The organism is Psychrobacillus sp. FSL K6-1415, from assembly GCF_038003185.1.
Taxonomy (GTDB): domain Bacteria; phylum Bacillota; class Bacilli; order Bacillales_A; family Planococcaceae; genus Psychrobacillus; species Psychrobacillus psychrodurans.
In genome coordinates, this window is sequence record NZ_JBBOOQ010000001.1 from 1,509,627 (window position 1) to 1,524,649 (window position 15,023).

Sequence of the window (15,023 nt, forward strand, 5' to 3'; positions counted from 1 at the left end):
GAGCAGTTATGATAACGACTATTTTAATAATATTATTCTTATTGCAAGTAATGAGTTTTTACTTTATTGCTCTATTAAATGCCAAAATTTCAAAGTTTAGTAAGATGGAAGAAAAGCAACAACAAGTTTTGAGCGACATTGAAGATTCTTTTAGTGCCTATATCGCTGAAATTACAGATGAAAATAATCGACTTTTGAAGGAACTGCAAAATACAGAAGTACCTAGAACAACACCTACGAAAGTTTTAGAAAAACCATCAATAAAAGAGGCTACAGCTTTTGAACCGCAGACTTCATTTGTATCTAAACAAATAGCTGCAAGTAGTTATTTGAAAACTGCTCAAGCGACAACGAAAAAAGTTCCTGAAACTGTGAGAGAAAAAGTGTTATTTCATTATGAAGAAGGAAAAAATCCGGACGAAATAGCAAAAATGTTACAAATAGGGAAGACGGAAGTGGAGCTTTTTCTAAAATTTAACGACTAAATAGTTGAAAGTATAAAAATCATATGTTATATTAGAAAACGGTATGAATACACACGCATTTCGGATGGATTTAGCAGGTGCTCTATTTATAGAGTAGCTAAAGAAAAATGATGAATGCGGAAGACTAAACCAAACCAGGAGGAAACAAATCATGTCAGTAATCTCAATGAAGCAATTATTAGAGGCTGGTGTACACTTCGGTCACCAAACTCGCCGTTGGAATCCAAAAATGAAAAAATACATTTTTGTTGAACGTAACGGAATCTACATTATCGATCTTCAAAAAACGGTAAAGAAATTAGAAGAAGCTTATGATTTCATGCGTCAAGTAGGTCAAGACGGTGGGAAAGTTCTTTTCGTAGGAACTAAAAAACAAGCTCAAGAAGCTATTAAAGAAGAAGCTGAACGTTCTGGTAACTATTACATTAACCAACGTTGGTTAGGTGGTACTTTAACAAACTTCGGTACTATTCAAAAACGTGTAGCTCGTCTAAAAGCAATTGAAAAAATGGAAGAAGACGGTACTTTTGAAGTGCTTCCTAAAAAAGAAGTTGTTCAACTTAAAAAACAACATGAGCGTCTTGTTAAATTCTTAGGCGGTATCCGTGATATGAAAGCTGTTCCGGATGTAATGTTTGTTGTTGATCCACGTAAAGAGCGTATTGCAGTTGCAGAAGCTCGCAAATTAAACATTCCATTAGTAGGAATCGTTGATACAAACTGTGATCCAGATGAAATCGACTATGTAATTCCTGCAAATGATGATGCAATTCGTGCGGTTAAACTATTAACAGCTAAAATGGCGGATGCATTACTTGAAGCAAGACAAGGTGAAGACGAAGAAGTAACTTCTGCTGAAGTTGCAGCTGAGTAAGACCTGAGTAATACAAATTGTAATTAACAGGTGATAAGCGGCCAAACCTCTTATCACCTTTTTTTGAGAAAATGATATTAAATGTACTAGGAGGAATTTATAATGGCAGTTACAGCACAAATGGTAAAAGAATTGCGTGAAAAAACTGGTGCAGGTATGATGGATTGTAAAAAAGCTTTAGTTGAATCAGATGGTAATTTAGAAGCAGCAATCGACTTTTTACGTGAAAAAGGTCTTTCATCTGCAGCTAAAAAGGCAGATCGTATTGCTGCTGAAGGAACAACTTATATTCAAGTTGAAGGAAACAAAGCTGTATTATTAGAAATGAATGCAGAAACTGATTTTGTTTCAAAAAACGAGTCTTTCCAACAATTAGTACAAACAGTAGCTTCTCATTTATTAGCTACAGAACCAGCTTCAGTAGAAGAAGCTTTAGCTTCAACTGTTGAAGAAGGAGTTACAGTAGAAAACTTAATCTCTAACGCAGTTGCTAAAATTGGAGAAAAAATTACACTACGTCGTTTCGTAATCGAAACTAAAACAGATGCAGATGCATTTGGTCCATACCTACACATGGGAGGACGTATCGGCGTTCTTACATTATTAGAAGGTTCAACAGATGAGCAAGCAGCTAAAGATGTTGCTATGCATATTGCAGCTTTAAACCCTGCTTATATTTCACGCGATGAGGTTTCTGCTGATGAAGTAGAACGTGAACGTAAAATATTAACAGAACAAGCTTTAAATGAAGGAAAACCTGAAAATATCGTTGCTAAAATGGTAGAAGGTCGCCTTGGAAAATACTTTGAAGAAGTTTGTGTATTAGAGCAATCATTTGTTAAAAACTCAGACCAAAAAGTAAAAGTATTTGTTGAATCAACTGGTGGTAAACTAGTTTCATTCACTCGCTATGCTGTTGGTGAAGGAATCGAAAAACGTGAAGACAACTTCGCAGAAGAAGTAATGAGCCAGGTTAAAGGAAACTAATATAGAAAAGCGTAGGCGCCTAATCTAGCATCGAAAAGCGCTGGAAGAATTTCACGTAAAGGCGTACTTTGCCTTTGCTGAAATTCTGAAGCGACTCGAGATGCTAGGCGCCGGAGCTGGACAATATAGAAAAGTGGCAGACGCCGTTTAGCTGCGATCAGCGCTGGAAAATTTGCAATAAAGGCGTTTTTTGCCTTTATTTGCAAGTTTGAAGCGATTGAGCAGCTGGCGTCTGAAGCTAGACAGTAAACAGTAAGAAAAGCGCAGGCGCCTTATAAGCGTTTTTGCTCGAAATAATATACAATAACAACCAGGGAACACGTAACTTGTGTTCCCTATTTTTCAAGATAGAGATGGAGGATACCTATGAGCAGACCACAATACGAAAGAATCGTTTTAAAATTAAGTGGCGAGGCATTAGCTGGAGAACAAGGTTTCGGTTTATCTCCTGACATTATTAAATCTGTAGCCGAACAAGTGAAAGAAGTTGTAGATCTTGGTGTAGAGGTTGCGGTAGTTGTTGGTGGTGGAAATATATGGCGAGGTAAAGTAGGAAGCGAGATGGGCATGGATCGTGCCACTGCTGACTATATGGGTATGCTTGCTACAGTTATGAACTCACTTGCACTACAAGATTCTCTTGAAAAAGCAGGTGTCGAAACACGCGTTCAGACATCTATTGAAATGCGACAAGTTGCAGAGCCTTACATACGTAGAAGAGCCATTCGTCATTTAGAAAAAAAGCGTGTAGTTATTTTTGCAGCAGGTACCGGAAATCCATACTTCTCAACAGATACAACAGCAGCTTTAAGAGCTGCTGAAATAGAAGCAGATGTTATTTTAATGGCCAAAAATAATGTAGATGGTGTATATTCTGCTGATCCTAAGACGGATAGTACAGCAGTAAAATATGATAATCTTTCATTTATCGAAGTGATTCAACAAGGTCTGCAAGTTATGGATTCTACTGCTTCTACTTTATGTATGGATAATGACATAGCTCTTATTGTATTCTCAATAATGGAAAAAGGTAATATTAAAAAGGCTGTGCTAGGGGAGACCATAGGTACAGTCGTTAGGAGGAATTCATAATGCCGAAAAAAGTGATAGAGCAAACAACAGATAAAATGGCAAAAACGATATCAGTTTATAGTAGAGAGTTATCTACTATCCGTGCTGGTCGTGCTAGTGCTTCTTTACTTGATAAAATTTCAGTAGATTATTATGGAGCACCTACGCCAATCAATCAAATGGCTGGTATTTCTGTACCTGAAGCCCGCTTAATAACAATTCTACCTTATGATAAAACAATTCTAGGGGATATTGAAAAAGCGATAATGAAATCTGATTTAGGGATTACTCCAACTAATGATGGAACATTAATTCGTATTGCAATCCCAGCATTAACGGAAGAGCGTCGTAAAGAATTAGTTAAACAAGTGAAAAAAGAAGCGGAAGAAGCAAAAGTAAATGTTCGTAATGTTCGCCGCGACGGCAATGACGACTTGAAAAAACTTGAAAAATCTGGTGAAATAACAGAAGACGAGTTAAGAAACTATACAGATGAAATTCAAAAACTAACAGATGCTAATATTGAAAAAATCGATGCAATTACAAAAGAAAAAGAAAAAGAAATCTTAGATGTTTAATCTATAAGAAGATGAGTTTGGGATTAAAGCAGTAAAGAATACCAATATCTTTTTTACTGAAGTACTTTGGTTAAGCACCTTTGAACTTTTATTTAAAAAAGGCGTCCTTTGAAGGGGACGTCTTTTTATATGTACGTTTTTTTGATATGATAGGTATAGACGTTCGACTTGGTTTAGATTGGGGGTTTCTAAATGTTTAAAAAACTTATTCGTAAAAATGATAAAAGAATCGATATTCATTTAGATGAACGAAAAGAAAATGCCCAAAAAGAACAATTGCCATGCCATATTGCGATTATTATGGATGGGAACGGGAGATGGGCAAAAAAGAGGTCTCTTCCCCGTATTGCTGGACATCATGAAGGTATGAAGACTGTGAAAAAAATAACTCGATTCGCCAATGAAGTAGGAATCGACACGTTAACTTTGTATGCTTTTTCAACAGAAAATTGGAAGCGTCCGAAAATGGAAGTCGACTTTTTAATGCGGCTCCCCGAAGAATTTTTAGGGACGTATTTACCAGAGCTAATCGAGCAAAATGTTCAAGTCCGAATGATGGGGAATTTAGATGTGCTACCTGAGCATACTAAAAGAGCTATTAACAAAGCGGTTGAGGAAACCGCAAAAAATGATGGTCTTATACTTAATTTTGCTTTGAACTATGGAAGTAGAAATGAAATTGTTCAAGCGGTCAAACGTATTGCCAAGCAAATAGAGCAAGATGAAATTTCCGAAGAAGAAATTACGGAAGAGTTATTGAACAGTCATTTAATGACTAAAGACTTGTCTGAACCTGACCTTCTTATTCGAACGAGTGGCGAGGTGCGACTGAGCAATTTCATGCTATGGCAGCTTGCTTACACTGAGTTTTGGTTTACAGATACGTTATGGCCTGACTTTGATGAAGCTTGTCTGTTAGAGGCTATCGAAAGCTATCAAAAAAGAAATAGAAGATACGGTGGACTTAAGGGGGAAGAAGTGAATTGAAACAACGAATTATAACTGGTGCTATTGCGTTAGCACTATTCCTCCCGATTGTTTTATTAGGCGGGTCTGTTTTCACGATATTAGTATACATAATAGCAGCAGTTGGCTTGCATGAAATGCTGCGTATGAAGGGTATAAGTATATTTTCATTTGCTGGTTTAGTTTCGTTTCTACTCCTGTTTCTATTATTATTGCCGTCATCCTTTGCGGAAGAGATATTAACATATACAGGTCACACGAAATTAGAATGGTTGTTTGTTGGAGTTTTCTTAGTGTTAATCTATACAGTATTAGTAAAAAATCGTTTTACTTTTGATGATGCTGCATTTGTAATTTTGAGTACACTTTACGTTGGAATTGGTTTTTATTATTTTATTGAAACAAGAAATGAAGGCTTGGCATACGTTATCTTTGCATTGCTTATTGTATGGACAACAGATTCTGGTGCTTATTTTACAGGTCGAAAAATCGGGAAAAGGAAATTATGGCCTGAAATTTCTCCAAATAAGACGGTAGAAGGATTTGTTGGAGGAATCATATGGGCGTTAATTACTGCTTTTATCATTCAATGGATCAGCCCACTTACTTCATCGATACTAGTTTTAATAGGAATTACTATTGTTGCATCTATATTCGGACAACTGGGAGACCTAGTGGAATCAGCGATAAAAAGACATTATAATGTGAAAGATTCTGGTAATCTGTTGCCAGGTCACGGTGGAATTTTGGATCGTTTTGACAGTATTTTATTTGTCTTACCGCTTCTTCACTTTTTACATTTTATATAAGGAGACGACATTATTTCATGGTGAAAAGAATAAGTTTATTAGGAGCCACTGGTTCTATCGGGATACAAACACTGGATATAATAAAAGAACATCCAGATCAGTTCCAACTAGTAGCATTTTCAGCGGGGAAAAATATAGAAACTACAAAGCAAATAATTCGAGACTTTGCTGTCCCTTTAGTTTCTGTTTTATCTGAAGAGGATGCTATTCAATTGGGAAAAGAGTTTCCTCAAATCGAAATAGTTTTTGGTGACCATGGATTAGTACAAGTTGCTGCCCATGCTGATGCGGATGTTTTAGTGAATGCAGTTTTAGGTAGTGTGGGTTTAAGACCAACATTAGAAGCTATCAAACAAGGAATAACAATTGCAATTGCTAATAAAGAGACACTAGTAACTGCAGGTCATTTAGTAATGAAAGCTGCAAAGGAATATAATGTACCTATTCTACCAGTAGACAGTGAGCATTCAGCATTATTTCAGGCAATGAACGGAGAAAAACGATCGGAAATTGCAAAGCTAATAATTACTGCATCTGGTGGAAGTTTTCGTGACCGTACTCGGGAAGAGCTGAAAAATGTAACAGTACAGGATGCACTTAATCATCCGAACTGGTCGATGGGTTCGAAAATTACGATTGATTCAGCCACGATGATGAACAAAGGTCTGGAAGTAATCGAGGCGAAAGTACTTTTTGATATTGCTTATGATGACATTGAAGTGTTGCTTCACCGAGAAAGTATTATCCATTCGATGGTTGAATTCCAAGATACTAGTGTTATTGCACAGCTAGGAACACCGGATATGCGTGTACCAATTCAATATGCATTGTCTTATCCAGAGAGATTGACAAGACAAAACGCACCGCGTCTTAATCTAGCTCAAATAGGGAAATTACATTTTGAAGAGATGGATTACACGCGTTATCATGCATTGAAATTGGCCATCGATGCAGGACGAGCAGGTGGTACAATGACAACTGTGCTAAATGCTGCAAATGAAGCAGCTGTATCTTTGTTTTTACAACAAAAAATTGGCTTCTTAACAATTGATGAGTTAATTGAACGAGCAATGAATGAGCATGAGAACCTTTCAGATCCAGATTTGGAAACAATTCTACATGTAGATGCAAAAACAAGAAAATCCGTTGAGAACATGGTAAAATGATGAGATGTGAAAGCATAATCAGCTAGAAACTAAAGGTGGGATATAATGGAGACAGCCATTGCGTTTATAATTATATTTGGAAGTATTGTATTTTTCCATGAGCTAGGGCATTTTATCTTTGCTAAAAGAGCAGGAATTATGGTCCGTGAGTTTGCGATTGGTATGGGACCTAAAATCTTTGGATATACAAAAGGCGAGACTCTTTATACACTACGCTTATTGCCAATTGGTGGATATGTCCGTATGGCCGGTGAAGATATGGACTCCGTTGAACTACAGCCAGGTTTTCGTTTAGGAATACATTTGAATGATTTAGATGAAATCGATCAAATTTTATTAAATCAAAACAAACAGTTTCCAGATATGTTATTTTTAGAAGTAGAAAGATCTAATTTAACAGATCAAATGTTTATCGAAGGATACAATGAAGAAGAAAAGTTAGTGCGATATAAGGTAGCACGAAATGCTATCATCAATGAAAAGGGCAATGAAACAATAATTGCACCTGCGGATCGTCAATTCGGTTCCAAGTCAGTCGGACAACGTACGATGACTATTTTTGCAGGACCACTTTTTAACTTTATCCTATCCTTTTTCATTTTCTTAGCACTTGGTTTATTCCAAGGAGTTCCAACATATGAACCTGTCATAACAACTGTAGTTAAAGACAGTCCTGCTGCACAAGCAGGTATGCAAGATGGTGATTTAGTTACCAAAATAGATGGAATCTCAATTACTACATGGGACGAACTATCAGAAAAAGTGAAGGTTAGTTCAAATGAACTGATGGAATTTACAGTTGAACGTGATGGACAAGAAGTAAATCTATCTATGACACCAAATGAAGCGGTAGTAGAGAAAGAAAAAGTTGGGCAAATTGGTGTTCAATACACTAGTCCTATGGAAAAAAATCCAGCCAAGGCAGTTGTTTTTGGAGCAGAACAGACATATGAATGGACTAAACGTATATTTACGATACTCGGTACATTAATAACTGGTAATTTCTCCATTGATGATTTATCAGGGCCAGTAGGTATATATAAAGCGACAGAAAAAGTTGCTCAATATGGTGTATACAATTTAATGCACTGGGCTGCAATACTTAGTATAAATCTTGGTATTATGAACCTGTTGCCATTACCAGCATTAGATGGAGGTAGATTGTTATTCTTCTTGTTTGAAGCTTTACGAGGGAAACCGGTAGATAAACAAAAAGAAGGTATGGTCCACTTTGTAGGGATTATGCTGCTCATGGTATTAATGGTTGTCGTTACATGGAATGACATACAAAGGTTTTTCTTTAATGGGTAAAAATTCTAAAGGGGGGAAGTTCAACTATCTGAACTTCCTTCCTTTATCTTTGGAGTAAGGAGGGGTAAGAGTTATGGATGACGGGAAAATGAGGATGCATTTGTTATTGCAACAGCTGGATTTAACAGAGGATTCTTTCGTAAAGCATTTTGAACATGCTTCGATTGATCGATTCACTGTACATAAGAAAAATAGGCAATGGGATTTTCAAATTCAATTAGAGGCTATACTACCTATAGATGTATTTACGATACTCCAAACAAGGCTAATAGAAAAGTTTTCTGGTATAGCTAATATATTGCTAACTATTAAAAGTAATGGAAATCAAGTTTCACAGGAGTTGATCAATCAATATTGGCCGTTAGTTCTTAAAGAGTTAAGTGATATGGCTCCACCTTTAAAAGAACGCTTATTAAAACAACAACCTGAATGGAACGGTCAGATGATTCATTTAACCTGTGGACAGGAGATTGAATTACGTACTTTTAAAAAGAAATATATCGAACAATTATCGGATGTATATGTCGGGTTTGGATTTCCTAAAATAGCCTTCGACTTCCGATTAGTAGAAGATACTGAAGCAATTGCTAAAGCGCAGTTGGAGTTTCTAGAACAGCGACGTTTAGAAGAAGAGATGCTTGGTCAAAAAGCGTTAGAAGATATGCAAAAACGCGATCAAAATAGACAGGAAAATGGAAACCAAAATACAGACGGACCTTTCCAACTGGGGGTACCGCTTAAAAAAGATGAGCCTATTATCGATATAAAAACAATCCAGGATGAAGAACGTAGAGTGACGATTGAAGGATTTGTATTCGATGTAGAAGTTAAAGAGTTGCGAAGTGGCCGTTCACTTCTAACTGCAAAAGTTACCGATTATACAGACTCCATATTAGTGAAGATGTTCTCTAGAGATAAAGAAGATGCTCAAATGATGGAACGACTGCAGAGAGGTATGTGGATAAAGGTTAGAGGTTCAGTGCAAAACGATACATTTGTACGAGATTTAATCATTATGGCACAAGATATGAACGAGATAAATCCGATGGTCCGAATGGATACAGCGAAAGAAAAACGAGTAGAATTACATCTTCATACACCGATGAGTCAAATGGATGCTGTTTCTTCAGTTTCATCACTAGTTTCGCAAGCAGCTAAGTGGGGGCATAAGGCTATAGCTATTACAGATCATGCTAATTTGCAGTCATTTCCAGAGGCGTATGCTGCAGGGAAAAAGAATGGCATTAAAATTCTATATGGATTAGAAGCGAATCTTGTACACGATGGGGTTCCTATTGCTTATGATGAGCAACATACTGCATTAGAAGATGCTGTCTATATTGTATTTGACGTTGAAACTACAGGGTTATCTGCAACTTACGATAAAATAATTGAATTGGCCGCTGTAAAAATGCAAAACGGCAATATAATAGATAAGTTTGAACGATTTGTAAATCCGCATCATGCACTTTCTGCAACAACCATTGAGTTAACTGGAATTACAGATGAAATGGTTCGAAATGCACCTGAGATAGAACAGGTTATTAAAGACTTCTATGAGTTTATTGGAGATGGCATTATTGTTGCACATAATGCATCTTTTGATATGGGATTCTTGTACGAGGGATATCGTAGAACAGGAATAGAACATTTCAATCACCCAGTTATAGACACTTTGGAGCTTGCTCGTTTTTTACATCCAGAGATGAAGTCCCATCGACTTGGAACTCTAACTAAAAAATTCAATATTGAGCTCACACAAGCCCACCGTGCAATCTTTGACTGTGAAGCAACAGGTTATTTATTGCTTCATTTATTAAAAGAAGCAGAAGAACACAAAATAGTGTACCACGATGATTTTAACAAGCATATTGGACAAGGTGACTCTTATAAACGAGCTAGGCCAACTCATTGTACAATTTTAGCTAAAAATGAAATAGGTTTAAAAAACCTGTTTAAATTAGTGTCCCTTGCTCATACTACTACATTCTATCGTGTACCAAGATTAAAAAGATCTGTGCTTCAAAAACATAGAGAAGGTCTAATCATTGGATCGGGATGCGATAAAGGAGAGGTTTTTGAGGGACTCATGCAAAAACCATTAGAACAAGTAGAAGAGATTGCTCAGTTCTATGATTATTTAGAAATACATCCTAAAGAGGTATACGCACATTTAATCGAAGCAGAATTAGTTAGAGATGAATGGAATTTAGAAGATATCATCCGTAAAATGATTAAACTTGGTAAAAAACTAAATTTACCAGTTGCAGCAACCGGTAATGTGCATTACTTGCATGAAAATGACGCTATTTTTAGAAAAATATTAGTAAACTCACAAGGTGGGGCCAATCCACTAAATCGTCATGGGCTACCTAAAGTACATTTCCGTACGACCAATGAAATGTTAGATGCCTTTGCGTTTCTTGGAGAAGACCTGGCAAAAGAGATTGTAATTACTAATCCTCAAAAAATAGCAGATTCACTTGAAGACATTAAACCAATAAAAGATGATTTATATACACCCAAGATTGAAGGAGCAGATGAGGAAGTAAGAACTCTTACTTATTCTAAAGCTAAAGAAATCTATGGGGAAGAACTGCCTGAAATAGTTGAAGCACGAATTGAGAAAGAGCTAAAATCCATTATAGGTCATGGTTTTGCTGTTATTTATTTGATATCTCATAAATTAGTAAAAAAATCATTAAATGATGGTTATTTGGTTGGTTCAAGGGGTTCGGTAGGTTCTTCTCTTGTAGCAACAATGACTGAAATTACAGAAGTAAACCCGTTACCACCTCATTATGTATGTCCTAGTTGTCAGCATTCAGAGTTTTTCCAGGACGGGTCAGTTGGTTCTGGCTTCGACTTACCAAACAAAAATTGTATTAAATGTGATACTCCTTATGTAAAAGATGGACAAGATATTCCGTTTGAAACTTTCCTAGGATTCAAAGGAGATAAAGTACCCGACATAGATTTAAACTTTAGCGGTGAGTATCAACCTATTGCACATAACTATACGAAGGAATTATTCGGCGAGGATTATGTATTTCGTGCTGGTACAATTGGAACAGTAGCTGAAAAAACAGCCTATGGATATGTCAGAGGCTATATGAATGATAATAATATAGCTCTTCGTGGTGCGGAAATCGATCGTTTAGTACAGGGCTGTACTGGAGTTAAGCGAAACACTGGTCAGCATCCAGGTGGTATAATTGTTGTTCCAGACTATATGGATATATATGACTTTACACCAATACAGTTTCCTGCAGATGCCCAAGACTCCGAATGGAAAACAACTCATTTTGATTTCCATTCCATTCATGATAATTTGTTAAAACTAGATATTCTGGGGCACGATGATCCAACTGTTATACGTATGCTTCAAGATCTATCTGGTATTGATCCAAAAACAATTCCAACTGATGATCCAGAAGTAATGAAGATATTTAGTGGAACGGCATCGTTAGGTGTAACCGAAGAGCAAATTGACTGTAAAACAGGTACATTAGGAATTCCGGAATTCGGAACTCGTTTTGTTCGTCAAATGCTAGAAGAAACAAAGCCATCTACATTTTCTGAGTTAGTCCAAATATCTGGGTTATCTCACGGTACAGATGTATGGCTTGGAAATGCTCAGGAACTGATCCAAGCTGGCACCTGTCAGCTTTCGGACGTAATTGGATGCCGAGATGATATTATGGTTTATTTGATCTATCAAGGGTTAGAGCCTTCTTTAGCGTTTAAGATCATGGAGTCCGTCCGGAAAGGGAAAGGACTTACTCCAGAATTTGAAGCAGAGATGAAGAAACAGGGAGTTGCCAATTGGTATATTGAATCCTGTAAAAAAATTAAATACATGTTCCCGAAAGCCCATGCTGCCGCGTATGTTTTAATGGCAGTTCGTATTGCATATTTTAAAGTTCATTACCCCATACTATATTATGCAGCGTATTTGACAGTAAGAGCATCTGATTTTGACTTAATCTCTATGGTTAATGGATCTCATACAATTCGTGCTAAATTAGATGAAATAAATGCGAAGGGTTTGGAAGCATCTCCAAAGGAAAAGAGTTTATCAACGGTGTTAGAAATTGCGCTTGAAATGTCCGAAAGAGGTATTAAAATCCAAAAAGTGGATTTATACAAATCGCATGCCAATGAATTTAAAATTGAAGGAAATACGTTAATTCCTCCTTTTAATTCGATACCAGGATTAGGCACAAATGTTGCTTTCCAAATTGCTAAAGCAAGAATTGATGGTGAATTTTTATCGAAGGAAGACCTTCAGCAGAGAGGTAAAGTGTCGAAGACAATCATCGATTATATGGATACGATGGGCTGTTTAGAAGGGTTACCAGATGCCAATCAGCTTTCACTGTTTTAGTAGGAAATTTGCAAGGCTACATGATGTATGGTAATATAAAACTACCAATGTTTCATAGTTCTGTGACGAAAGAGTGGGATTTCCCGCTCTTTTCTGTTGTTATATAGAAAATCATTGTTGTGTAGGAGGCTTATATGAGTAATATTACAAGTAAAATTGAAGAGCTTGTATCGCCTATTTTACAAGAGTTAAATTTAGATCTTGTAGATATAGAATATGTAAAAGAAGGCCGAGATTGGTTTTTACGTATTTATATCGATACTCCAACTGGCGGTATAGATATTGAACAATGCGCTCAAGTTAGTGAAAAGTTAAGTGAAAAGCTAGATGTAGAAGATCCGATATCGGAAAATTACTTTTTAGAGGTTTCTTCTCCAGGAGCAGAACGACCTTTGAAAAAAGATGCTGACTTTACGAAGGCAATTGGTAAATATGTTTACATCAAAACATACGAACCAGTGAACGGGGCAAAGGAATTTGAAGGGACATTACTTTCATATTCAATAGAAGAAGGCGCATTAATTGAAGTACGAGTTAAAACTAGAAGAGTTAAAATTCAAATTGAAAAAGAGAAAATTGCGCTTGCTCGTTTAGCAATTGATTTCTCTGCATAACGTATATGGAGGAGTGAAAGCAGTGAGTAGTGAATTATTAGACGCGTTAACAGCGCTCGAACAACAAAAGGGAATTTCAAGAGATGTTTTAATAGAAGCAATAGAAGCTGCTTTAGTAACAGCTTACAAAAGAAATTTTAACCAAGCCCAAAATGTTCGAGTGGATATTAACTTAGCTACTGGTACTATGCTGGTTTATTCAAGAAAAGATGTAGTAGAAGAAGTTGCGGACGATCGCTTGCAAATTTCTTTAGAGGATGCTCGAGTTATAAACCCACATTATGCAATTGGTGATGTAGTGGAAGAGGAAGTAACTCCACGTAATTTTGGTCGTATTGCTGCTCAAACAGCTAAACAAGTTGTAACTCAACGTGTCCGTGAAGCTGAACGTGGTCTTATTTACGAAGAATATGTGGATCGTGAAGATGATATCGTAAATGGTATTGTGGAACGATTAGATGCACGAAATATATACGTGGGATTAGGAAAAGTAGAGGCAGTACTACCTGCGAATGAACAAATTCAAACAGAGACATACCGACCTCATGAACGCATAAAAGTGTATATTACAAAAGTAGAACGCACAACACGTGGTCCTCAAGTATTCGTTTCTAGAACACACCCAGGCTTACTTCGTCGCCTGTTTGAAATGGAAGTACCAGAAATCTTTGAAGGTATTGTCGAGATTAAGTCTATTGCTCGTGAAGCAGGGGACCGCTCTAAAATTTCTGTTTTTGCACATAATGATGAAATAGATCCAGTTGGTTCTTGTGTTGGTGCAAAAGGAGCTCGAGTACAAACAATTGTAAATGAGCTAAGTGGAGAGAAAATTGACATAGTTGAATGGTCTGAAGATCCGGTAGTGTTTGTAGCAAATGCACTAAGTCCTTCTAAAGTTATTGACGTTCAAGTAAATGAAGAAGAAAAATCTACAACTGTTGTAGTTCCAGATTATCAGTTATCTCTTGCAATTGGCAAAAGAGGTCAAAATGCTCGTCTTGCAGCAAAACTAACTGGATGGAAGATTGATATTAAAAGTGAAACAGATGCAAGAGAACTTGGAATTTATCCAAATGAAAATTCTCCACAACTTATAATAGAAAACTTGGATGAAGAAGAATTGGATGATTTCGATTTTTATAAAGAAGAAGAATAAGCAAGGATGGTGATTTTGTATGGCGGTTCAAAAGAAAATACCGTTACGTAAATGTGTTGCTACTGGTGAAATGTTTCCGAAAAAAGAAATGATTCGTATCGTCCGTTCGAAAGAAGGAGAAGTATCTGTGGACCTAACTGGTAAAAAATCAGGTCGTGGAGCTTATGTATCTAAATCTATCGAAGCGGTAAACCAAGCGAAAAAGAAAAATTCATTAGGCACTCATTTAGAAGCACCAATTCCAAATGAAATATACGATCAGTTAATTGTCATTATTGAAAGAGAAAAACTCAAATGACTTTAGGAGAACAAATATCTAATCTATTGGGTTTAGCAACTCGAGCAAGAAAGACAATAACTGGTGAAGAATTAGTAGTTAAAGAAATAAGAAGCCAAAAGGCAAAACTAGTTGTTTTATCGAATGATGCTTCTAAAAATACAGCAAAAAAAATTAACGATAAATGTGCATCTTTTAACGTTGAGCTGCATGTCTTTGGAGACCGGCACGATCTCGGACATGCGACGGGAAAAGAGGCCAGGGTGGCAATAGCCATTATGGATGACGGTTTCGCTAAAAAACTGTCCGGCCTTCTCAACGAATATAACCGGGGGTGAGCTA

Annotated in this window: 14 protein-coding genes; all 14 read left to right on the forward strand. The window is 36.6% G+C overall.

Annotation, left to right across the window (positions count from 1 at the left end):
* Positions 1 to 8 precede the first annotated feature (8 nt).
* The 14 genes from MKY60_RS07050 to MKY60_RS07115 all read left to right on the forward strand — a co-directional run bounded on the left by MKY60_RS07050 (position 9) and on the right by MKY60_RS07115 (position 15,019).
* Complete coding sequence (locus MKY60_RS07050; protein WP_093494476.1) at positions 9 to 485, forward strand: DUF6115 domain-containing protein; 477 nt, start codon at positions 9 to 11, stop codon at positions 483 to 485.
* A 151-nt stretch (positions 486 to 636) separates the two neighbouring features.
* Positions 637 to 1,359 (forward strand): 30S ribosomal protein S2, encoded by a 723-nt coding sequence (gene rpsB / locus MKY60_RS07055; protein WP_090562513.1) that lies wholly within the window; start codon positions 637 to 639, stop codon positions 1,357 to 1,359.
* A 102-nt stretch (positions 1,360 to 1,461) separates the two neighbouring features.
* A complete protein-coding gene (tsf, locus tag MKY60_RS07060; RefSeq protein ID WP_090562510.1) occupies positions 1,462 to 2,346 on the forward strand; it encodes a translation elongation factor Ts in 885 nt (294 codons plus the stop codon).
* A 366-nt stretch (positions 2,347 to 2,712) separates the two neighbouring features.
* The gene (gene pyrH, locus MKY60_RS07065; protein ID WP_340929253.1) at positions 2,713 to 3,438 is read left to right on the forward strand and encodes a UMP kinase; all 726 of its coding nucleotides are present in this window, start codon (positions 2,713 to 2,715) and stop codon (positions 3,436 to 3,438) included.
* Positions 3,438 to 3,995 carry a ribosome recycling factor gene (gene frr / locus MKY60_RS07070; protein WP_090562503.1) on the forward strand — a complete coding sequence of 186 codons (558 nt, stop codon included), beginning with the start codon at positions 3,438 to 3,440 and terminating at the stop codon, positions 3,993 to 3,995. Before pyrH ends, frr begins: the two co-directional genes overlap by 1 nt.
* A 192-nt stretch (positions 3,996 to 4,187) precedes the next feature.
* Positions 4,188 to 4,982: an isoprenyl transferase gene (locus tag MKY60_RS07075; RefSeq protein ID WP_340929255.1), complete on the forward strand. Its 795-nt coding sequence runs from the start codon at positions 4,188 to 4,190 to the stop codon at positions 4,980 to 4,982.
* Positions 4,979 to 5,770 carry a phosphatidate cytidylyltransferase gene (locus MKY60_RS07080; RefSeq protein ID WP_340929257.1) on the forward strand — a complete coding sequence of 264 codons (792 nt, stop codon included), beginning with the start codon at positions 4,979 to 4,981 and terminating at the stop codon, positions 5,768 to 5,770. The genes MKY60_RS07075 and MKY60_RS07080 overlap by 4 nt, the downstream gene beginning before the upstream one ends.
* A gap of 17 nt (positions 5,771 to 5,787) precedes the next feature.
* A complete protein-coding gene (dxr, locus tag MKY60_RS07085) occupies positions 5,788 to 6,936 on the forward strand; it encodes a 1-deoxy-D-xylulose-5-phosphate reductoisomerase (RefSeq protein WP_340929259.1) in 1,149 nt (382 codons plus the stop codon).
* Positions 6,937 to 6,981: 45 nt separating this feature from the next.
* On the forward strand, positions 6,982 to 8,247 hold the full coding sequence (rseP, locus tag MKY60_RS07090) for an RIP metalloprotease RseP (RefSeq protein WP_340929261.1): 1,266 nt from the start codon (positions 6,982 to 6,984) through the stop codon (positions 8,245 to 8,247).
* Between the two features lie 73 nt (positions 8,248 to 8,320).
* The gene (locus tag MKY60_RS07095; RefSeq protein ID WP_340929263.1) at positions 8,321 to 12,634 is read left to right on the forward strand and encodes a PolC-type DNA polymerase III; all 4,314 of its coding nucleotides are present in this window, start codon (positions 8,321 to 8,323) and stop codon (positions 12,632 to 12,634) included.
* A gap of 134 nt (positions 12,635 to 12,768) precedes the next feature.
* Positions 12,769 to 13,248, forward strand: coding sequence for a ribosome maturation factor RimP (gene rimP / locus MKY60_RS07100; protein ID WP_090562482.1), 480 nt, complete (start codon positions 12,769 to 12,771; stop codon positions 13,246 to 13,248).
* A gap of 22 nt (positions 13,249 to 13,270) precedes the next feature.
* Entirely contained in the window at positions 13,271 to 14,404 is a 1,134-nt protein-coding gene (gene nusA, locus MKY60_RS07105; RefSeq protein WP_090562479.1) for a transcription termination factor NusA, read from the forward strand.
* A 19-nt stretch (positions 14,405 to 14,423) separates the two neighbouring features.
* On the forward strand, positions 14,424 to 14,702 hold the full coding sequence (rnpM, locus tag MKY60_RS07110; RefSeq protein WP_090562476.1) for an RNase P modulator RnpM: 279 nt from the start codon (positions 14,424 to 14,426) through the stop codon (positions 14,700 to 14,702).
* Positions 14,699 to 15,019 carry a YlxQ family RNA-binding protein gene (locus tag MKY60_RS07115; RefSeq protein WP_090562473.1) on the forward strand — a complete coding sequence of 107 codons (321 nt, stop codon included), beginning with the start codon at positions 14,699 to 14,701 and terminating at the stop codon, positions 15,017 to 15,019. Before rnpM ends, MKY60_RS07115 begins: the two co-directional genes overlap by 4 nt.
* Positions 15,020 to 15,023: the final 4 nt, after the last annotated feature.

Excerpts from the sequence above, each read along its gene's own strand:
- MKY60_RS07075 (WP_340929255.1), top strand. The coding sequence starts at position 4,188 with ATGTTTAAAAAACTTATTCGTAAAAATGATAAAAGAATCGATATTCAT.
- tsf (WP_090562510.1), top strand. The coding sequence starts at position 1,462 with ATGGCAGTTACAGCACAAATGGTAAAAGAATTGCGTGAAAAAACTGGT.
- pyrH (WP_340929253.1), top strand. The coding sequence starts at position 2,713 with ATGAGCAGACCACAATACGAAAGAATCGTTTTAAAATTAAGTGGCGAG.
- rseP (WP_340929261.1), top strand. The coding sequence starts at position 6,982 with ATGGAGACAGCCATTGCGTTTATAATTATATTTGGAAGTATTGTATTT.
- MKY60_RS07115 (WP_090562473.1), top strand. The coding sequence starts at position 14,699 with ATGACTTTAGGAGAACAAATATCTAATCTATTGGGTTTAGCAACTCGA.
- rpsB (WP_090562513.1), top strand. The coding sequence starts at position 637 with ATGTCAGTAATCTCAATGAAGCAATTATTAGAGGCTGGTGTACACTTC.
- dxr (WP_340929259.1), top strand. The coding sequence starts at position 5,788 with ATGGTGAAAAGAATAAGTTTATTAGGAGCCACTGGTTCTATCGGGATA.
- rimP (WP_090562482.1), top strand. The coding sequence starts at position 12,769 with ATGAGTAATATTACAAGTAAAATTGAAGAGCTTGTATCGCCTATTTTA.
- MKY60_RS07050 (WP_093494476.1), top strand. The coding sequence starts at position 9 with ATGATAACGACTATTTTAATAATATTATTCTTATTGCAAGTAATGAGT.
- rnpM (WP_090562476.1), top strand. The coding sequence starts at position 14,424 with ATGGCGGTTCAAAAGAAAATACCGTTACGTAAATGTGTTGCTACTGGT.
- MKY60_RS07095 (WP_340929263.1), top strand. The coding sequence starts at position 8,321 with ATGGATGACGGGAAAATGAGGATGCATTTGTTATTGCAACAGCTGGAT.
- frr (WP_090562503.1), top strand. The coding sequence starts at position 3,438 with ATGCCGAAAAAAGTGATAGAGCAAACAACAGATAAAATGGCAAAAACG.